Raw genomic sequence first — 19,463 nt, forward strand, 5'->3', positions numbered from 1 at the left:
CGTCAGGCCACCTTGAAGAAAGAACGGACGAACCCGAGGCCGTCGACCAGCGCCTCGATCTCCTCCGGCGTCGTGTACAGGTAGAACGACGCCCGCGTCGAGGACTGTACGCCGAACCGCTCGTGCACCGGCCGCGCACAGTGGTGCCCGGCCCGTACCGCGATCCCGCGGGTGTCCAGCACGGTCGCCACGTCGTGCGGGTGCACGCCGTCCAGCTCGAAACTGATCGCGCCACCGTGGTCCTTGGCCTCGGTCGGACCGAGGATCGTCAGCCCCGGCACCGTCTTCAGCCCTTCGAGCGCGTACTCCACGATCGCGTGCTCGTGCGCCGCGATCTTGTCCATCCCGATCCCGGACAGGTAGTCGACGGCCGCACCGAGCCCGACGGCCTGTGCGATCGGCGGCGTACCGGCCTCGAACCGGGCCGGCGGCGGGGCGTACGTCGAACCCGTCATCCGCACGACCTCGATCATCTCACCGCCACCAAGGAACGGCGGCAGCGACGCGAGCAGGTCGTACCGGCCCCAGAGCACACCGATCCCGGTCGGCCCGACCACCTTGTGCCCGGTGAAGCCGACCAGGTCGGCACCGAGCTCCGCAACGTTCACCGGCAGCTGGGGCACCGCCTGCGCGGCGTCCACCACCATCAGAGCGCCGACCGCGTGCGCCTTGGCGGCGAGCTCCTTGATCGGGTTGATGGTGCCGAGTGCGTTCGACACCCAGGTGAGCGAGACGATCTTGGTGCGCTCGTTGATCAGCTCGTCGGCGTTGCTCAGGTCCAGCCGGCCGTCGTCGGTCACTCCGAACCACTTCAGCGTCGCCCCGGTCCGCTCACAGACCATCTGCCACGGCACGATGTTCGAGTGGTGCTCCATCTCGGAGATGACCACCTCGTCACCCGGCTTCAGCGAGCCGCCGGCCGTGTGCGCCACCAGGTTCAGCGCCTCGGAGATGTTCTTGGTGAACACGATCTCGTTGCGGTCGGGCGCCCCGATGAAGTCCGCGACCTTGTCCCGGGCACCTTCGTACGCCGCCGTCGCCTCGGCACCGAGCTGGTGCATGGCGCGGGCGACGTTCGCGTTGTGCTTCAGGTAGTGGTCCTCCATCGCCTGCACCACCTGGCGGGGCTTCTGCGAGGAGTTCGCCGAGTCCAGGTAGACCAGCGGCAACCCGCCGGCGAGCTCGCGCGACAGGATCGGGAAGTCCGCCCGGACCGATTGCAGGTCCAGCGGACTGCTGAATGTGGTCCGGGCGTCAGTCACTTCGCGCCTGCCTTCAGGAACCGCTCGTAGCCGTTGGCCTCGAGCTCTTCGGCCAGCTCCGGGCCACCCTCCTCGGCCACCCGGCCGTCGACGAACACGTGCACGAAGTCCGGCGTGATGTAGCGCAGGATCCGGGTGTAGTGGGTGATCAGCAGGATGCCCTTGTCGCCCTGCTCCGCGAACCGGTTGACGCCGGTGGAGACGACCTTCAGCGCGTCGATGTCGAGGCCGGAGTCGGTCTCGTCGAGGATCGCGATCTTCGGGTTCAGCAGCTCCAGCTGGACGATCTCGTGCCGCTTCTTCTCACCACCGGAGAAGCCCTCGTTCACGTTACGGGTGCCGAAGTCCGGGTCCATCTCGAGATCACCGAGCGCCTTGTTGACGTCCTTGACCCAGGTCCGCAGCTTCGGTGCCTCGCCGTCGATCGCGGTCTTCGCCGTCCGCAGGAAGTTCGCCACCGACACCCCGGGCACCTCGACCGGGTACTGCATCGCCAGGAACAGGCCTGCCCGGGCCCGCTCGTCGACGGCCATGGCCAGCACGTCCTCGCCGTCGAGCGTGACCGTGCCGCTGGTGATCTTGTACTTCGGGTGGCCGGCGATCGAGTACGCCAGCGTCGACTTGCCGGAACCGTTCGGGCCCATGATCGCGTGCGTCTGACCGCCGGCGATGGTCAGGTCGACGCCGCGCAGGATCTGCTTCGGGCCGCTCTCGGTGTCGACCGACACGTGCAGGTCGCGGATCTCGAGTGTCGCCATGAGGATCTTCTATCTCCGTCGCTTTACAGGGATGCCTGATTCAGGGGGTTCTTGACGTCGACGAGCAGGTCGTCGCCGTCCAGCCGGACCGGGTAGATCGGAACCGGGTCGTACGCGGGCAGGCTGGTCGGCTCGCCGGTGCGCAGGTCGAAGCGGGATCCGTGCAGCCAGCACTCGATCTCGCACTCGCCGACGTCACCCTCGGACAGCTGGATCTGCGCGTGCGAGCACTCGTCCCGCACCGCGAAGTACTGCCCCTCGCTCTTCACGACCGCGACCTCCACGCCGCCGACCTCGACCGGGATGACTCCCTCATCCGGTACGTCGGCGGCAGCGCAGGCGCGCTCGAAGCTGTCGCTCACTGCCCGACGACCGCCTTGGCAGATGCGCTCAACTCCGCGGCCCGCGCCAGCTTCTGCTCGATCACGTCGTGCAGGTGCTCGGTGACCTCGGGAACGCCGATCTTGGCGATGATGTCGTTGAAGAAGCCGGACACCACCAGCCGCCGGGCCTCGTCCTCGGGGATGCCGCGGGCCTGCAGGTAGAACAGCTGCTCGTCGTCGAACCGGCCGGTCGCGGACGCGTGCCCGGCGCCCTCGATCTCACCGGTCTCGATCTCCAGGTTCGGGACCGAGTCGGCGCGGGCGCCGTCGGTCAGGACCAGGTTGCGGTTCAGCTCGAAGGTGTCGGTGCCCTCGGCCGCGGCCCGGATCAGCACGTCGCCGATCCACACCGAGCGGGCCTTGTCACCGGCCAGCGCGCCCTTGTAGAGCACGTTGCTCTTGCAGTTGGTGGCCTCGTGGTCGACGAACAGCCGGTTCTCGTGGTGCTGGCCCGACTCGGCGAAGTACACACCGAGGAGCTCGGCGTCGCCGCCAGGGCCGGCGTACCGGACGTTCGTGGCGATCCGGACGACCTTGCCGCCGAGGGTGACGACGACGTGGTGGAGCTTCGCGTCCCGCCCGATCAGCGCGTCGTGCTGGCCGAGGTGGATCGACTCGTGGTCGCCCTGCTGGATGCTGACCACGCGCAGCTCGGCGCCGTCGCCGACGACGATCTCGACGTTGCTGCCGAGCTCACCCGCGCCGGTGTGGTCGATGATCACGATCGCGCGGCTGTGCCGGCCGGCGTCCACGATCAGGTGGCTGAACCCGCGGGCACCGAGGCTCGCGACGTTCACGTGCACCGCCTCGGTCAGCTCGGCCTCGACCGGGATCCGCACCGCCAGCGCCTCGCCCGCCTGGTTCCAGGCGATGGCGGCGGAGCGGTCCTGCGGCGTACCGACCTTCAGCGAGTCCGCGGCGACGGTCTCGAACGCCACACCGTCGGGACCGGACGCGTCGACCTTGGGGGTCTCGGTGCCGGCCTCGTCGGCGAACAGCGCCTTGAGCGCCTTGACCGGGGTGAAGCGCCACTCCTCCTCGCGCCCGTTCGGCACCGGGAAATCGGCGACGTCGTACGACGTCGGCCGCTCGCTCCGAGCCTGGAGCGGGACCGGGGAACCCGGCCCGTGGGAGTGCGCCCGGTTGCCAGTGGCGACCAGGGTTTCAGCGGCGGACATCAGCCGACGGCCCCTTCCATCTGCAGCTCGATCAGGCGGTTCAGTTCCAGCGCGTACTCCATCGGGAGCTCGCGGGCGATCGGCTCGATGAAGCCGCGGACGATCATCGCCATCGCCTCGTCCTCGGCCATGCCCCGGCTCATCAGGTAGAACAGCTGGTCGTCGCTGACCTTGGACACGGTCGCCTCGTGTCCCATCGCCACGTCGTCCTCGCGGACGTCGACGTACGGGTAGGTGTCCGAACGGCTGATGGTGTCGACCAGCAGCGCGTCACAGCGCACCGTTGACTTGCTGTGGTGCGACCCCGGCGCCACCTCGACCAGCCCCCGGTACGACGTCCGGCCGCCACCGCGGGCCACCGACTTCGACACGATCGAGCTGGAGGTGTACGGCGCGTTGTGCACCATCTTCGACCCGGCGTCCTGGTGCTGGCCCTCGCCCGCGAACGCGACCGACAGGGTCTCGCCCTTGGCGTGCTCGCCCATCAGGTAGACGGCCGGGTACTTCATCGTCACCTTGGAGCCGATGTTGCCGTCGATCCACTCCATCGTGGCGCCCTCTTCGCAGGTGGCGCGCTTGGTGACCAGGTTGTAGACGTTGTTCGACCAGTTCTGGATCGTCGTGTAGCGGCAGCGGGCGCCCTTCTTCACGATGATCTCGACCACCGCGGAGTGCAGCGAGTCCGACTTGTAGATCGGCGCCGTACAGCCCTCGACGTAGTGCACGTAGGCGTCCTCGTCGACGATGATCAGGGTCCGCTCGAACTGGCCCATGTTCTCGGTGTTGATCCGGAAGTAGGCCTGCAGCGGGATGTCCACCTTGACGCCCTTGGGCACGTAGATGAACGAGCCGCCGGACCAGACCGCCGTGTTCAGCGAGGCGAACTTGTTGTCGCCGACCGGGATGACCGAGCCGAAGTACTCCTGGAAGATCTCCGGGTGCTCGCGCAGGCCGGTGTCGGTGTCCAGGAAGATGACGCCCTGGGCCTCCAGGTCCTCGCGGATCTGGTGGTAGACGACCTCGGACTCGTACTGCGCCGCGACGCCGGCGACCAGGCGCTGCTTCTCCGCCTCCGGGATGCCGAGCTTGTCGTAGGTGTTCTTGATGTCCTCGGGCAGCTCTTCCCAGCTGGACGCCTGCTTCTCGGTCGACCGGACGAAGTACTTGATGTTGTCGAAGTCGATCCCGGACAGGTCGGCGCCCCACGACGGCATCGGCTTGCGGTCGAAGAGCTTCAGGCCCTTCAGGCGCAGGTCGAGCATCCACTCCGGCTCGTTCTTGAGGGTGGAGATGCCCCGCACCACGTCGGCCGACAGGCCGCGCTGTGCGACCGCGCCGGCGGCGTCGGAGTCGGCCCAGCCGTACTGGTAGTTGCCGAGGCCTTCCAGTTCGGGGTGAGCGGTTTGCGTCATCGTGCAGTCCTCGCAGATTCGCCGTCGGATACAGGGGCAGGACCGGGCACGGCCTGGGGGGCCGGGACGTGTCCGGGAATATGTGTGGTGCAGACACCGTCGCCGTGGGCGATGGTGGCCAGTCTCTGGACGTGCCGGCCGAGCAACCGGGAGAACACCTCGGTCTCGGCCTCGCACAACTGGGGGAACTGCTCGGCCACGTGCGCGACCGGGCAATGGTGCTGGCAGAGCTGCTCGCCGTGCGCGGCCTTTGCCGTGGACGCGGCGTACCCGTCCGTGGTCAGGGCCTGCGCGAGTGCCTCCGCCTTGTCGCTCTCGGGAGCAGCGTCGATCAGCTCCCGGTACCGCTGCTCCACCTCGGCGACCCGGCCGCGGGCGAACTCCGCGACCGCCTCGTCACCGCCGGCCTCGGCGATGAACTTCAGCGCGGTGGCCGCCAGGTCGTCGTACGCCTGGTGGAACGCGTGCCGGCCGGTGTCGGTCAGCACGAAGACCTTCGCGGGGCGGCCGCGGCCACGCGGGCCGTAGACGCGCTCCTCGCGGGACTCGACCAGGCCGTCCTCGAGCAGGTGGTCGAGATGCCGGCGAACCGCCGCCGGCGTCAGCTCCAGGCGCTCGGCGAGCACCGCGGCGCTGGACGGACCGTTGGTCAGGATCGAGCGGGCGACCCGGTCCCGGGTGGACTCGTCCCGCGCCGCAATCGCGCCGGTGGGCGCGGTTCCGGTAGTCGCAGGAGTTTTCACAACATCAGTGTCGCGTAATTCCCGGGGGCCTTCAAATAAGGCTCCCCTAACCGCCTCCCGCGCGTACGCGGGGCACGGGAGCCGATCGTGACCAGCGTCACGCTGCTCGGCTCCGCTCCCGACCCGGGCCGGAGGCCGGGCAGCCCGGTCCTAGACTTCATCCGTGCCAGTCGCGGTAGAGATCGACAACCTCGTCGTGCGGTACGGCGAGAAGACCGCGGTCGACGGTCTCAGTCTCACCGTAACCGTCGGCACGGTGGCGTCCGTGCTCGGCCCCAACGGCGCCGGCAAGACCACCACCGTGGAGAGCTGTGAGGGGTTCCGGCGGCCCGAGTCCGGGCGGGTCCGGGTGCTCGGACTGGACCCGATCGCGGACCACGACGAATTGATGCCGCGGATCGGCGTGATGCTGCAGGAGGGCGGCGCCTGGTCCGGCGTCCGCGCCGTCGAGATGCTGAAGTACGTCGCCACCCTGCATTCGCACCCGCTGGAGATCCCGGCCCTGGTCGAGCGCCTCGACCTGGGTAGCTGCGGCCGGACGCCGTACCGGCGGCTGTCCGGCGGGCAGAAGCAGCGGCTGTCGTTCGCGCTGGCGATCGTCGGGCGGCCGGAGGTCGCGTTCCTGGACGAGCCGACGACCGGGCTCGACCCGCACGGCCGGCGGGAGATCTGGCAGCTGATCCGCGACCTGCGCGACGACGGCGTGACCGTCGTCCTCACCACGCATGCGATGGACGAGGCCGAGCAGTTGTCGGACCTGGTCCACGTGGTGTCCGCAGGGAAGGTGATCGCCTCCGGCACTCCGGACGCGCTGACCGAGCACGGTGCGAAGTCCTTGGAGGACGTCTACCTCGCGTTGACGGCACCACCCAAGCGGGAGCACTCATGAGCACCTATGCGCCCCGGCCGGGAAGTGCGCCGTGGCCGCGGAAGGTGCTTGCGCACTCACGGATGGAGTTCCGGCTCCTGATCCGCAACGGCGAGCAGTTGCTGCTCGCGCTCGTCATCCCACTCGGGATCCTGTTGCTTCTGGGTGGCACCGGACTCGGCGACCGTTTGCCGCTCGGCGACGGGCGGGCGATCGACGACGCCGTACCGCGGGTGCTCGCGCTCGCCGTCCTGTCCTCGTCCTTCACGTCGCTCGCGATCGCGACCGGCTTCGAGCGTCGGTACGGCGTGATCAAGCGGCTCGGCGCCTCTCCCTTGTCCCGGACCGGACTGCTGGCCGGGAAGATCGGCGCCGTCCTGGTCGTGCAGGTGATCCAGCTCGCCGTCCTGATCGGGACCGGCTTCGCCCTCGGGTGGGACCCGGCCGGCGGTTTCGACGCCGTGTTCGGGGTGATCCTCATGGTCCTGTGCGGTACGGCGGCCTTCGCGTCACTCGGACTCCTGATGGCCGGCGTACTCCGGGCCGAGGCCACCCTGGCCGCGGCCAACCTGCTCTATCTGCTGTTGCTGGTCGGCGGTGCGGTGATGACACCGGTCGACGAGTACCCGGCCGGCATGCAGGGTGTCGTCCGGCTGCTGCCGAGCGCCGCGCTGGCCAACGGGCTGGCGAACTCGACCATCGAGGGTGTGATCCCGTGGGCCGCCGCACTGTCCCTCGCGCTATGGGCCGGGGTGCTCGGATACCTGGTGTCCAGGACCTTCCGCTGGGACTGAGCAGACCTTTCTCTAGAGTGTGCCGGTGATGAGCACGGAGACCCCGCCGCAAAAGACCGAACCAGTCAACGCCTTCTGGCGGCTGGTACCCGAGCCGAGCCTGGATGTCGTCCGGCGCTGGGGCTGGGCGTCGGTGGTGGCGAACATCGGCATCGTGGTGACCGGCGGACTGGTCCGGCTGACCGGCTCCGGCCTCGGCTGCCCGACCTGGCCGCAGTGCACCGACGAGTCCTACGTGCCGCACGCCGCGCTCGGCCTCCACGGCGCGATCGAGTTCGGCAACCGGATGCTCGGCTTCGTGGTCGCGGTCATCGCGATCTGCACCTGGCTCGTGGTGATGCGGTACCGCCCGATCCGCCGGGACCTGCGCCGGCTCGCGACCGCGGCCGCGCTCGGCGTACCGCTGCAGGCCGTGATCGGCGGCATCAGCGTGCTGACCGGACTGAATCCTTGGATCGTCTCGGCGCACTTCCTGGTCTCGCCGGTGATCATCACTCTGACGGTGTCGATGGTGCGGCGGTCCCGGACCAGCCCCTACCCCCACACTCCCCCGGTGGTCCGGGCGCTCGCGACCGCCTGTGTGGTGGCGGTTTGGCTGACCGTTGCTCTCGGCACCCTGGTGACCGGCGCCGGCCCGCACTCGGGCGACCCGGACACCGGGCGGAACGGGTTCAACGAGGAGCTGATCAGTCAGCTCCACGCGGATGTCGTGTTCGGACTGCTCGGGATCTCGATCGCGCTGGTGATCGCGACCCGGGTGACCGCGACGTCACGGACCTTGCGGAAGCTGGCCGCCTGGCTGCTCGCGATGGAACTCCTGCAGGGCGCCGTCGGCTTCACGCAGTACTTCACCGGCCTTCCGTGGGGCCTGGTCCTGGTGCACATGTTCTTCGCCGGCCTGCTGATCGCACTCGTCACCGCGGTCTACGGCGAACGCGGCACGCCCGCGACGTAGGACCTGCGCTCATCGCCGAACGTATGACCCGCTGGTGAGGTCGACGATCGCCGGGCGGCTCGGTCGCCAGCCGAGCTCGGCCCGAGTCCGCGTGCTGCTGATCGCTTGGTCCAGCGCCAGCCAGCGGGCGTACTGCTCACCCAGCTCCTCGGCCGCGGACGCGACCGGCCAGGCTTCGGCTCGCCCGGTCCCGCCTGCCGCCAGGTCCGCGGCGGCCGCGATCGCGCTGACCTCGACGGCCTCATCGCTCACCCCGTGCAGGACAGCACCTGATCGGGCTCGTTCGATCGCCAGCAGAACCAGGTCGGCGAGATCGTCGACCTGCACCGTCGGCCAGCGAGTGCCGGGGTCGCCCACGTAGCGGCCGACGCCGTACTTGCGTGCCCACCCGACCATCTCAGCGGGAATGCCACCGCCACGTCCGTACACGACCCCGGGCCGGATCACGACGGTCCGGACCCGGCCGGCCGCGGCGAGGACGGCCCGTTCGATCTGTGCACGCGGCGTGTCGCCGCGCGGTGGATCCTCGGTGAACGGCGTCTCGCCCACTGCACCCAACCACCAGATGCCGCTGATGTAGATGAGCGGAACACCGTGATCGACGAGCGCGGCAGCGGACGCCAGGTCGACGTCGAGGTCGCCGCTGGGATTGCCGGCGTGTACGACGACGTCCGGTCGGACGGCGGCGAGCGCCGAGCGCAACGTCTCCGGGCGGGTGAGGTCGCCCGGCACGGTCGGGTAGTCCGCGACGGTCTCGCGCCGAGACACCGCGACGACCTCGTAGCCGGCACCCGTCAAGCGCTCGGCGACCGCCGTACCGATGTAGCCGCTCGCACCGATGACTGCCGCCTTCACCGTGAACCCCCTTCGAACTCACCGAGTACAGCGGACCTCAGCACATCGAGACCGACGCTCCCGAGATCGAGCGCGCGGCGGTGGAAGGACTTGAGCTCGAACCCGCTTCCTTCCCTGGCACGCACCTCGTCGCGCAGCAGCAGCCAGGCACGCTCACCGAGCTTGTACGACGCGGCCTGACCGGGGATGCCCAGATAGCGGTCGATCTCGTAGCGTCGACGGCTCTCCGCTTTCGACGAATGCACCTCCAGCAGGTGCAGAGCCTTCTCGTACGTCCACTGTCCACCACCGACCTCGGGCGGGGCTTCGAACCCGCAATGCATGCCGATGTCGATGACCACGCGGACGGCCCGGAACGACTGGCTGCTGAGCATGCCGACTAGATCGCCGGGGTCCTCCAGGAATCCGAGCTCGGCCATGAGCTGCTCGGCGTACAAGGCCCATCCCTCCCCGTGGCCGTCCACCCACGCCAGCAACCGGCGCCAGCGGTTCAGCGAATCGCGCCGGAAGACAGTCTGGCCGATCTGCAGATGATGGCCCGGCACGCCCTCGTGGTAGACCGTGCTCACCTCCTTCCAGGTCGAGAACTCCTCGACTCCTGGGGGAACCGGCCACCACATCCGCCCCGGCCGGGTGAAGTCGTCACTCGGGCTGGTGTAGTAGATGGTGCCGCCGCCGGTCGGCGCGATCCGGCACTCGATCGTGCGGATGGGTTCGGGGATGTCGAAGTGGGTGCCGGCGAGGGCTGCGATGGCGCCGTCAGCCTTGTCCTGCATCCAAGCGCGCAGCGCATCGGTTCCGGTCAGCCTGCGGGCGGGATCATGGGTCAGGTGGTCCATCGCCTCGGCGATCGACAGGCCGGACCCGATCTGCTGAGCTGTCTGCCTCAGCTGCTCGTTGATGCGGCTCAGCTCGCCAAGGCCCCAGGCATAGGCATCCTCGAGGTCGACGGGAGTCCCCAGGTAGGCCCGTGCGAACAGCGCATAGCGGTCAGGCCCGACCGGGTCCGCGGTGGGTGCCTGGGCCAACAGTTCCCCGGTCAGGAAACTCACCAGCGTGTCGTAGGCGTCCGCTGCCTGCCGTGCGGCGCTGTCCAGCTCCGCACGGACCGACCGGGGCAGGTCTCCGTCCGCCGGCGCCGCATCCTTCGCAAAGGTGGCGAAGAAACCGCCCGATCCGATGTTGGCCCGGCTCTGATCGATCGCCGCCAGCACCTGGCGCCGCGGCGAGACGTCACCGCGGGCGGCCGCGAACCTCAGCGAGGCGATGTAGCCCTCGATCGCACCCGGGACCTGCCTGAGCCGAGTCGCCACCGTCGCCCAGTCGTCGACGGTCGAGGTCGCCATCAGATCGAAGACCTCCCGGACGGTCTGCACCGGGCTGTCGATGTTGTTCAGACGCGACTCCTCGGCGCCGGCCTCCCGGAGCAGCCCCGCCACCTCGAGGTGCTCGCGCGCGGCCGCGACCGTGACCCGATCGACCGAGTCGACCGGTACGGCGGCCGCCAACGCGGTCAACGTCCGCGATCGCAGCGCCGAGACCTCGGCCCTGCCGTCGGGCGACAGATCCGGAAGTCCGGTCTCGTGCCCGGTGATGCCGGCTCCGGTCGCCGCGATCGGGTCGAGGGCGACGAAGTCCACCACGAATCGATCCATCACCTGGTCGACCACGGTGGCCGGACGTTGTTCGCTCGACATCAGGTCTGCCTCCCACTCGCTGACGGATGCCGGGCGGCTCAGGCTCGGCAGAGAACAGTCTGCCGAGCTGGATCGCAAACGTCCATTTACGAATCCTTCGAGGATCTATAAGCTGAGCTATTGTGTTGGACCTTCGGCGACTCCGGCTGCTGCACGCTCTGGCCGGGTACGGGACCGTCAGCGCCGCGGCCGAGGCGCTCCATCTGACGGGCCCGGCGGTTTCCCAACAGCTCGCGACACTGGAGCGCGAAGCCGGCGTTCGTCTGTTGCAGCGACAGGGACGCCGTTTGACGCTCACCGAGGCAGGCCGGGTGCTCGTCGCGCACACCGACGTACTGCTCGACCAGCTGGCGGCAGCAGAGTCGGACCTGCTGGCTCTTCGCTCCGAGGTCGCGGGAACGGTGCGGATCGGCGCTTTTGCCTCGGCCGCGGCAACCTTCGTCGCATCGGCTTGGCGCACGCTCGACGCGGAAGGCGGCCGGCTGAAGCTACGGCTGGTGGGCATGGAACCGGAGGAGAGCCTGCCCGCTCTCTCCCGCGGCGAGGTCGAGATCGCGGTGGCGCACTCTTATGACCTGTTGCCGTTCACGGTCCCGCCGACGTGCGAGCGCCATGAGCTGTTGACCGATCCGGTGGTCGTCGCGCTGCCCGAGGCCGACCCGGTGGCCCTCGGCGGAGAGCCCGTCGATCTTGCCGCTCTCAGTGACCACGCCTGGCTGTCTGTACCCTCCGACACCTCGTGTCACCAGATGCTGCAACGGGCCTGCGGAGCATCGGGTTTCGTGCCTCAGCTCGTCGCGCAGACCGGAGAATACGCAGCGGTCCTGGCACTGATCGCTGCCGGAGCTGGTGTCACGCTACTGCCCTTGCTGGGCGCCCGGAACATTCCGCCGGAGGTGGTCCTGAGACCGCTCGCGCGGCCGATCAGCCGTCACATCTTTGCCATCACGCGCCACGGCGGAGAGCGACACCCCGCCGTGAATGTCGTCCTCGACCGCCTGCGGGCGGCGGCCCGGGAATTCGAGGTTCAGGCACCTTCCGGTGGGACCTAGGCGGTCCCACCGGAAGGAGAACCACGACCGACTGTCAGTGACGGACCTTGTAGACCGCACCAGGACCGAAGACCGGTGACGAGACGTACAGGTCACCCCACCTGCTGAAGGCTGTGCCTCCTGGCAGGGTCAGCTGATCGCGAACGAGTTCCTTCTTGTACCCGGCCTTGTGGTGCTTGCCCGGGTACTGCAGGTAAAGCGAACCGATCGGCGAGCCACCCATCTCCCACTTCAGCCAGCTGACATCGGCCAACTGGACCACCGCGAGCGTGCCGCGTGGGCCGCCGGCCAGGTCGACGATCGACGTGTAGCCGTCGGCGTACCGCTGGCACTTGCCCTTGTACGGCTTGGCCGGGTTGCACACCGCGTTGACCGAGCCCGGCTTGATCCGCCAGATCTCCGACGTCCCGGGAGTGGCAGGGAAGCCGCGGAGCTCACCGACGTACCAGTAACCGTCCGAACCGACCGTCACCGAGGTGGCGACGGCTTCGGCGGGGACCAGAGTCCCGGCGGGCGGCGCGTCCGGTCCCAGGCCGGCCGGCGTCTTCACGACGCGTGGCTTCAACCGCGCCACCGTCTTGATCTTGCCGTTCGGCCAGACCCTGAGCAGGTCATTGCCCGCGGCATCGGCGACCAGAACCGTGCCGTCCTTCAGCGCGGCGACACCGAACGGGTTCGTCTCCGTCGGCGGGTCGGCCAGGTTGTACGGGTCCGGATCCTTCGCCTGGTACTTGGCGATGTCAGCGACCTTCAGCGGCGACTTGCCCGGCCGCAGCTTGTACAGCGTCGCGGCACCCGGCGGGAGCGGCTGCCCCGGTTCCCCACCGGCTCCGGTCAGTGCGTACGTCGTACCCCGGACGCTCGTGTCGATCGCGGGCGGGAACCCACCCGGGACCTGGCCGAGCTTCCAGGTCTTCTTACCGTTGGTTGCGTACACCGATCCGTCGGTGACGCTGTAGATGACGTTCTTGCCGAACGTCGAGACGCCGCGCGGGCCGTCGAGACCCGTTGCCACCGGCTTCAGACTGCTGGAATGCCCGCCTGCGTCGGCTTGTCCTGCCACCAGGACGGAACCGGCCAAGGCGAGTGCCGCCACTGCGGCAATGCGTGTTCGTACCCCCACTGCGAAACCCCCTGCATCTGCGCCTCCCCAGGTGCGGATTCCCCCTCCGCAGACCCCCACATCGCAACATCAGATCACGATTAGGTCAACCGGCAGAACTCCCCGCGCCCACAGGGCAACGCTCAGTGCAGGAGCGGATCGATGGCCGCGGCAATGAACAGCAGGGCCAGGTAGATGTTCGAGAAGTGGAAGAGCCGCATCGGCCGCAGCGCGGCTCCGTCGGCGCCGGTATGGGCCCGGAGCAACAATGCGCGAGCCTCGCGGAGGAACAGGATTCCGAGCACGATCGCGGCCAGCGGGTAGACGAAACCGGTGCCCGCGACCGGCCACAGCGCGATCGAAGTGATCACCATGACCACGGAGTACGCCATGATCTGCCGGGCCGTGGCGACCGGAGTCGCGACGACGGGCAGCATCGGTACGTCGACCGACGCGTAGTCCTCGCGGTAGCGCATCGCCAGCGACCAGGTGTGCGGCGGCGTCCAGAAGAACACCACTCCGAACAGCACGACCGGGGTCCAGGCCAGCTCGTTGGTGACCGCGGTCCAGCCGATCAGCGTCGGGAAGCAACCCGCGATCCCGCCCCAGACGATGTTCTGCACGGTCCGGCGCTTCAGCACCATCGTGTAGCCGAAGACGTAGAACGCGTTCGCGGCCAGGGCCAGCCCCGACGACAGCCAGTTGACCAGCAGGCCGAGCTCGAGGGTGGCCAGGATGCCGAGCACGATGCCGAAGATCGTCGCCGACCGCGGGCTGACCGCGTGCCGGGGCAGCGGGCGGCGGCGGGTCCGGCGCATCTGCTCGTCGATGTCGCGGTCGAGCACACAGTTGATCGTGTTCGCGCTGCCGGCCGCCAGGATGCCGCCGACCAGGGTGGCGGCGACGACCTGGAGGCCGGGCACTCCCCCGGCGGCCAGGAACATCACCGGCACGGTGGTGATGAGCAGCAGCTCGATGATGCGTGGCTTGGTCAGACCGACGTACGCCTTCACCACGTCGCGCACCGACGGACTGAGAACAGCAGTACCGTCCGGCTGCGGCGTCGGGTACGACGTCGTCGCGGCTGGACGCGGGTCGACGGCCGTCACGAACACCTCGAACTGAGTGGGTTGACGCCGGAGCCCCGGCGCTGACGGTTCGACAGTCTACGACGCCCCGTAGGAGGGTTCGTTCACCCCCCGGGTGAGTCCGACGAACAAGTGTGGGGCGGTGTTCATCCGGATGTGATTCCGATGGCGTGAAATGGGTCCGGGTGTGATGTCGCGGACGTCCGGAACGCCCCGGGAACAATGGCGCCACGAACCAGGTTGCGGATCAGTGGAAGGCAGGAAAGGTCAGGGCGAGTAGGCTCGCTCACGGTGACGCGCGGGGGCGCGATCGAACCGGCCGGTGGGGCCGGTCGCGATCCCCTTCGACGCTGACCGGAAGACCTGACGCAGCCATCGAGAGGAGCGCCGCCGGCGTGACGGAGAAGACCAGCCCGAAGCTTGAATGGACCGACCTCGACCAGCGCGCGGTCGACACCGTGCGGGTGCTCGCGATGGACGCGGTGGAGAAGGTCGGCAACGGCCATCCCGGTACGGCGATGAGCCTGGCGCCGGCGGCGTACCTGCTGTTCCAGAAGGTGATGCGGCACAACCCGGCGGACGCGCACTGGGCCGGCCGGGACCGGTTCGTGCTGTCGGCCGGCCACTCCAGCCTCACCCTGTACATCCAGCTCTACCTGGCCGGCTTCGGCCTCGAACTGGACGATCTGAAGGCGCTGCGGACCTGGGGCAGCAGGACCCCGGGCCACCCGGAGTACGCGCACACCAAGGGTGTCGAGACGACCACCGGCCCGCTCGGCCAGGGCGTCGGCAACGCGGTCGGGATGGCGATGGCGGCCCGCCGCGAGCGCGGCCTGCTCGACCCGGACGCCCCGAAGGGCGAGGGTCTGTTCGACCACCACATCTACGTGATCGCGTCGGACGGCGACCTGGAGGAAGGCGTCTCGGGTGAGGCGTCCTCGCTGGCCGGGCACCAGAAGCTCGGGAACCTGACGGTGATCTACGACGCCAACAAGATCTCGATCGAGGACGACACCGACATCGCGTTCTCCGAGGACGTGGCGGCGCGCTACGCGGCGTACGGCTGGCACACCCAGGACGTCGACTGGACGAACGGCGGCACGGGCTACGAGGAGAGCGTCCAGGCCCTGTACGACGCCATCCAGGCGGCCGAGGCGGTCACCGACAAGCCGAGCTTCATCCGGCTGCACACGATCATCGGCTGGCCGGCCCCGAACAAGCAGAACACCGGCAAGATCCACGGCTCCGCCCTCGGCGCCGACGAGGTCGCCGCGACCAAGAAGGTGCTGGGCTGGGACCCGGAGCAGAGCTTCCAGGTCGCCGACGACGTGATCGCGCACACCCGCCAGGCGCTCGAGCGCGGCAAGGCCCTCCAGGACGACTGGGACGTCAGGTACGACGCCTGGCGGTCGGCTAACCCGGAGCGTGCCGCGCTGCTCGACCGGCTGTCGAAGCGCGAGCTGCCGTCCGGCTGGAAGGACGCGCTGCCGAGCTGGGAGGCCGACGCCAAGGGCGTCGCCACCCGCGCCGCGTCCGGTGAGGTGCTGACGAAGCTGTCGCCAGAGCTGCCCGAGCTCTGGGGCGGTTCGGCCGACCTGGCCGGCTCGAACAACACCACCCCGAAGGGCCAGCCGTCCTTCATCCCGCCGGAGTACTCCACCAAGGAGTTCCAGGGCGACGAGTACGGCCGCGTCCTGCACTTCGGCATCCGCGAGCACGCCATGGGCTCAGTGCTGAACGGCATCACCCTGCACGGCCTGACCCGCCCGTACGGCGGCACGTTCCTCGTCTTCAGCGACTACATGCGCCCCGCGGTCCGGCTGGCCGCACTGATGAAGCTGCCGGTCACCTACGTGTGGACGCACGACTCCATCGGCCTCGGCGAGGACGGCCCGACCCACCAGCCGGTCGAGCACCTGTCGGCGCTGCGGGCGATCCCCGGCCTGGACGTCGTACGCCCGGGCGACGCGAACGAGACCGCCGCCGCGTGGGCCGCGATCCTGGAGCACACCGACCGCCCGGCCGGCCTGGCGCTGACCCGGCAGAACGTGCCGACGTTCCCGCGCGGCACCGACGGCTACGCCACCACTGAGAACGTCAAGAAGGGCGGCTACACGCTGCTCGACACCGACGGGACGCCGGACGTCGTACTGATCGCCACGGGCTCTGAGCTGCAGCTGGCCGTCGAGGCCCGCGAAACGCTGGCCGGCGAGGGCGTCAAGGCCCGAGTCGTCTCGATGGTCTCCCGCGAGTGGTTCGACGAGCAGGACGACGCGTACCGCGAGTCCGTCATCCCGGCCGGCGTCCGCGCCCGGGTCTCGGTCGAGGCGGGCATCGCGCAGAGCTGGCACGACATCGTCGGCGACGCCGGCCGCAGCGTCAGCCTCGAGCACTACGGCGCCTCGGCCGCCTACCAGACCCTGTACGACGAGTTCGGCATCACCGCCGGCGCCGTCGTCCAGGCTGCCAAGGACAGCATCGCCGCGGCCGCGCAGATCAGCGGCCCGGGTGTGCCGCCCAAGCGAGCGTCGGCCGGCCCGGTCGGACCCGCCGACGCCAACTGACACTCACACAACAGAACATTCGGAAGGCTCCGGACATGAACGATCGCTTGAAAGCACTCGCCGACGCGGGTGTGTCCATCTGGCTCGACGACCTCTCCCGGGAGCGGCTGACCAACGGAAGCCTGGCCGGCCTGATCCAGGACAAGCACGTGGTCGGCGTGACGACGAACCCGACCATCTTCGCCAAGGCGATCTCCGACGCCGACGCGTACGCCGAGAAGATCTCCCGGCTGGCCGCCGAGGGCGTCTCCACCGACGAGGCGATCCGGGTCATCACCACCGACGACGTCCGGGACGCCGCCGACCTGTTCAAGCCCGTGTACGACGACACCGACGGCCAGGACGGCCGGGTTTCGATCGAGGTGGAGCCGAGCCTGGCCCGCGACACCGAGAAGACGAACCGGCAGGCCAAGGAGCTGTGGGAGGCCGTCGGCCGGGAGAACGTGTTCGTGAAGATCCCGGCCACCAAGGAGGGCCTGCCCGCGATCACCGCGACGCTGGCCGCCGGGATCAGCGTGAACGTGACGCTGATCTTCTCGCTGGACCGCTACAAGGCGGTCGCGGACGCGTTCCTGTCCGGCCTGGAGCAGGCGATCGAGAACGGTCACGACGTGACCAAGCTGGCCAGCGTCGCGTCGTTCTTCGTCAGCCGGGTGGACACCGAGGTGGACAAGCGGCTGGACGCGATCGGCACCGACCAGGCCAAGGCGCTGAAGGGCAAGGCCGCGATCGCCAACGCCCGGCTCGCGTTCGAGGCGTACGAGGAGATCTTCGACACCGACCGCTGGCGCGAGATCGAGACCGCCGGCGCCAAGCCGCAGCGCCCGCTGTGGGCGTCGACCGGCACCAAGGACCCGTCGTACTCCCCCACCCTGTACGTCGACAACCTGGTCACCAGCGGCGTCGTCAACACCATGCCCGAGGCAACCATCAAGGCGGTCGAGGAGCACAGCGAGTTCGCCGGTGACACGGTCCGCGGCGAGTACGACGCCGACCGCAAGGTGATCGCGGACCTGGAGCGGCTGGGCATCTCGTACGACGAGGTCGTGCAGGTGCTCGAGGACGAGGGCGTGGCCAAGTTCGACGCGTCCTGGTCGGACCTGCAGGACACCGTCACCGCGGCCCTGAAGGGTGCTGCCAAGTGACCGCACCGAAGGTGAGCACGCAGAACGGCGACTGGGCCGAGGTCGTCGACCGGCTGGTGTCGGAGAAGATCGCATCCCGGATCGCGGCGAAGGACGCGACGATCTGGGGGCCGGAGGCCGAGCACGAGGCCTCGATCCGGCTCGGCTGGGTCGACCTGCACGAGACCTCCCGGCCGCTGCTGGCCGAGATCGAGGCCCTGCAGGCGGACTTCCGGTCCGAGGGTCTGGACCGGGTCGTGCTGTCCGGCATGGGCGGTTCGTCGCTGGCCCCCGAGGTGATCACCCGGACCGCCGGCGTGGAGCTCGTCGTACTGGACTCGACCGATCCGAGCGTGGTCGCGCGGGCGCTGGGCGGCGACCTGTCGAAGACGGTCATCGTCGTGTCGAGCAAGTCCGGTGGCACAGTCGAGACCGACAGCCACCGGCGGACGTTCGTCAAGGCGTTCACCGACGCGGGCATCGACGCCGCGTCCCGGGTCGTCGTGGTGACCGACCCGGGTTCGCCGTTCGAGAAGCTGTCGGCCGACGAGGGCTACCGCAAGACATTCCTCGCCGACCCGAACATCGGCGGTCGCTACAGCGCGCTGACTGCCTTCGGGCTGGTTCCGTCCGGTCTGGCCGGCGCGGATATCGCCGAGTTGCTGGACCAGGCGGCCGAGGCCGCTCCGGAGCTGCAGGCCGACTCGACCGACAACCCGGCGCTGTGGCTGGGCGCCGTACTCGCCGCCAGCGCGGGGCGGGACAAGGCGATCATTACGGCCGAGGGCTCGGACATCGTCGGCTTCCCGGACTGGGCGGAGCAGTTGATCGCCGAGAGCACCGGCAAGAACGGCACCGGCGTACTGCCGGTCGCGGTCGAGGTCGGCGCTCCTGAACTGCGGACCGAGGCGGCCGACCTCACCAACGCACTGCTGGCCGAGAAGGCCGCGAGTGGTGTGCCGACGGCGCTGACCTCGGGCTCGCTCGGCGGTCAGTTCCTGCTCTGGGAGGTGGCCACGGCCGTGGCCGGCTACCTGCTCGGGATCAACCCGTTCGACCAGCCGGACGTGGAGAGCGCGAAGAAGGCGGCCCGCGGCCTGCTCGACGCACAGCCCGAGCCGGAGGCGGCGGCCTTCACCGAAGGCTCCGTCGAGGTCCGTGGTTCCGAGGGGCTGCTGGACGGCGTGGACACGCTGCAGGGTGCGGTCGACGCGCTGCTGGGCAAGCTCGACGCGAAGGGGTACCTGGCCGTCATGGCCTACCTCGACTCCGAGCGCGACGCCGATCTGGCCTCTGTGCGCCCGGCGCTGGCGACCCGCACGGGCCGTCCGGTGACCTTCGGCTGGGGTCCGCGGTTCCTGCACTCCACCGGCCAGTACCACAAGGGCGGCCACCCGGAGGGCGTGTTCCTGCAGATCACCGGTGCGCATCCGACCGACGTGGAGATCCCCGACCGGCCGTTCACCTTCGGCACGCTGATCTCGGCCCAGGCGGCCGGTGACGCGAACGTGCTCGCCGAGCGCGGCCGTCCGGTCCTGCGGCTCCACCTGACCGACCCGGCGAGCGGCGTACACCAGCTCCGTGCCCTCTTCGGAAACTAGCCCTGAAACCACAACTCGGAGGGAAGC

The 19,463-nt window shown here is 69.3% G+C and carries 17 protein-coding genes; 7 read left to right on the plus strand and 10 right to left on the minus strand.

Annotated features, from left to right (window positions below):
• Positions 1-2: 2 nt before the first annotated feature.
• Genes AB0I34_RS04550 through AB0I34_RS04575 form a run of 6 tightly spaced genes read right to left on the minus strand, consistent with a single transcriptional unit; the run spans position 3 to position 5,736 of the window.
• Positions 3-1,262, minus strand: a complete 1,260-nt coding sequence (locus tag AB0I34_RS04550; protein ID WP_360439306.1) for a cysteine desulfurase — start codon at positions 1,260-1,262, stop codon at positions 3-5.
• Positions 1,259-2,020 carry a Fe-S cluster assembly ATPase SufC gene (gene sufC, locus AB0I34_RS04555; protein ID WP_360439309.1) on the minus strand — a complete coding sequence of 254 codons (762 nt, stop codon included), beginning with the start codon at positions 2,018-2,020 and terminating at the stop codon, positions 1,259-1,261. The genes AB0I34_RS04550 and sufC overlap by 4 nt, the downstream gene beginning before the upstream one ends.
• Before the next feature lie 23 nt (positions 2,021-2,043).
• A complete protein-coding gene (locus tag AB0I34_RS04560; protein WP_360439312.1) occupies positions 2,044-2,382 on the minus strand; it encodes a non-heme iron oxygenase ferredoxin subunit in 339 nt (112 codons plus the stop codon).
• Entirely contained in the window at positions 2,379-3,581 is a 1,203-nt protein-coding gene (gene sufD / locus AB0I34_RS04565) for a Fe-S cluster assembly protein SufD (protein ID WP_360439315.1), read from the minus strand. Before sufD ends, AB0I34_RS04560 begins: the two co-directional genes overlap by 4 nt.
• On the minus strand, positions 3,581-4,993 hold the full coding sequence (gene sufB, locus AB0I34_RS04570) for a Fe-S cluster assembly protein SufB (protein ID WP_360439318.1): 1,413 nt from the start codon (positions 4,991-4,993) through the stop codon (positions 3,581-3,583). Before sufB ends, sufD begins: the two co-directional genes overlap by 1 nt.
• Complete coding sequence (locus AB0I34_RS04575) at positions 4,990-5,736, minus strand: metalloregulator ArsR/SmtB family transcription factor (RefSeq protein WP_360439321.1); 747 nt, start codon at positions 5,734-5,736, stop codon at positions 4,990-4,992. Before AB0I34_RS04575 ends, sufB begins: the two co-directional genes overlap by 4 nt.
• 163 nt (positions 5,737-5,899) lie before the next feature.
• Between AB0I34_RS04575 and AB0I34_RS04580 the strand changes: the two genes are divergently transcribed.
• The 3 genes from AB0I34_RS04580 to AB0I34_RS04590 are packed head-to-tail and all read left to right on the plus strand — an operon-like array spanning position 5,900 to position 8,353.
• Complete coding sequence (locus tag AB0I34_RS04580) at positions 5,900-6,625, plus strand: ABC transporter ATP-binding protein (RefSeq protein WP_360439324.1); 726 nt, start codon at positions 5,900-5,902, stop codon at positions 6,623-6,625.
• Positions 6,622-7,398 carry an ABC transporter permease gene (locus AB0I34_RS04585; RefSeq protein ID WP_360439327.1) on the plus strand — a complete coding sequence of 259 codons (777 nt, stop codon included), beginning with the start codon at positions 6,622-6,624 and terminating at the stop codon, positions 7,396-7,398. Before AB0I34_RS04580 ends, AB0I34_RS04585 begins: the two co-directional genes overlap by 4 nt.
• A gap of 28 nt (positions 7,399-7,426) precedes the next feature.
• Entirely contained in the window at positions 7,427-8,353 is a 927-nt protein-coding gene (locus AB0I34_RS04590) for a COX15/CtaA family protein (protein ID WP_360439330.1), read from the plus strand.
• Positions 8,354-8,362: 9 nt separating this feature from the next.
• On the opposite strand, the gene AB0I34_RS04595 is transcribed toward AB0I34_RS04590, so the two are convergent.
• The gene (locus AB0I34_RS04595; protein WP_360439333.1) at positions 8,363-9,208 is read right to left on the minus strand and encodes an NAD-dependent epimerase/dehydratase family protein; all 846 of its coding nucleotides are present in this window, start codon (positions 9,206-9,208) and stop codon (positions 8,363-8,365) included.
• Positions 9,205-10,905 (minus strand): DUF885 domain-containing protein, encoded by a 1,701-nt coding sequence (locus AB0I34_RS04600; RefSeq protein WP_360439336.1) that lies wholly within the window; start codon positions 10,903-10,905, stop codon positions 9,205-9,207. Before AB0I34_RS04600 ends, AB0I34_RS04595 begins: the two co-directional genes overlap by 4 nt.
• Before the next feature lie 125 nt (positions 10,906-11,030).
• Between AB0I34_RS04600 and AB0I34_RS04605 the strand changes: the two genes are divergently transcribed.
• The gene (locus AB0I34_RS04605; protein WP_360439339.1) at positions 11,031-11,957 is read left to right on the plus strand and encodes a LysR family transcriptional regulator; all 927 of its coding nucleotides are present in this window, start codon (positions 11,031-11,033) and stop codon (positions 11,955-11,957) included.
• Between the two features lie 34 nt (positions 11,958-11,991).
• On the opposite strand, the gene AB0I34_RS04610 is transcribed toward AB0I34_RS04605, so the two are convergent.
• Complete coding sequence (locus AB0I34_RS04610; protein ID WP_360439343.1) at positions 11,992-12,972, minus strand: ScyD/ScyE family protein; 981 nt, start codon at positions 12,970-12,972, stop codon at positions 11,992-11,994.
• A 230-nt stretch (positions 12,973-13,202) separates the two neighbouring features.
• Positions 13,203-14,168, minus strand: a complete 966-nt coding sequence (locus AB0I34_RS04615) for a heme o synthase (protein ID WP_360439346.1) — start codon at positions 14,166-14,168, stop codon at positions 13,203-13,205.
• 374 nt (positions 14,169-14,542) lie between these two features.
• On the opposite strand from AB0I34_RS04615, the gene tkt reads away from it, so the two are divergent.
• From tkt to AB0I34_RS04630, 3 genes are read left to right on the plus strand one after another with little or no spacing between them, the layout of a single operon-like run.
• On the plus strand, positions 14,543-16,711 hold the full coding sequence (gene tkt, locus AB0I34_RS04620; RefSeq protein ID WP_360439349.1) for a transketolase: 2,169 nt from the start codon (positions 14,543-14,545) through the stop codon (positions 16,709-16,711).
• Between the two features lie 35 nt (positions 16,712-16,746).
• Positions 16,747-17,856, plus strand: coding sequence for a transaldolase (tal, locus tag AB0I34_RS04625; protein WP_360439352.1), 1,110 nt, complete (start codon positions 16,747-16,749; stop codon positions 17,854-17,856).
• Entirely contained in the window at positions 17,853-19,436 is a 1,584-nt protein-coding gene (locus AB0I34_RS04630; protein WP_360439355.1) for a glucose-6-phosphate isomerase, read from the plus strand. The genes tal and AB0I34_RS04630 overlap by 4 nt, the downstream gene beginning before the upstream one ends.
• Positions 19,437-19,463 lie beyond the last annotated feature (27 nt).

This window comes from Kribbella sp. NPDC050281 (assembly GCF_040655855.1).
Taxonomy (GTDB): domain Bacteria; phylum Actinomycetota; class Actinomycetes; order Propionibacteriales; family Kribbellaceae; genus Kribbella.

Bases quoted from the DNA above. Each gene is read 5' to 3' on its own strand.
- sufC (WP_360439309.1), bottom strand. From the start codon at position 2,020: ATGGCGACACTCGAGATCCGCGACCTGCACGTGTCGGTCGACACCGAG.
- sufD (WP_360439315.1), bottom strand. From the start codon at position 3,581: ATGTCCGCCGCTGAAACCCTGGTCGCCACTGGCAACCGGGCGCACTCC.
- sufB (WP_360439318.1), bottom strand. From the start codon at position 4,993: ATGACGCAAACCGCTCACCCCGAACTGGAAGGCCTCGGCAACTACCAG.
- AB0I34_RS04585 (WP_360439327.1), top strand. From the start codon at position 6,622: ATGAGCACCTATGCGCCCCGGCCGGGAAGTGCGCCGTGGCCGCGGAAG.
- AB0I34_RS04590 (WP_360439330.1), top strand. From the start codon at position 7,427: ATGAGCACGGAGACCCCGCCGCAAAAGACCGAACCAGTCAACGCCTTC.
- AB0I34_RS04600 (WP_360439336.1), bottom strand. From the start codon at position 10,905: ATGTCGAGCGAACAACGTCCGGCCACCGTGGTCGACCAGGTGATGGAT.
- tal (WP_360439352.1), top strand. From the start codon at position 16,747: ATGAACGATCGCTTGAAAGCACTCGCCGACGCGGGTGTGTCCATCTGG.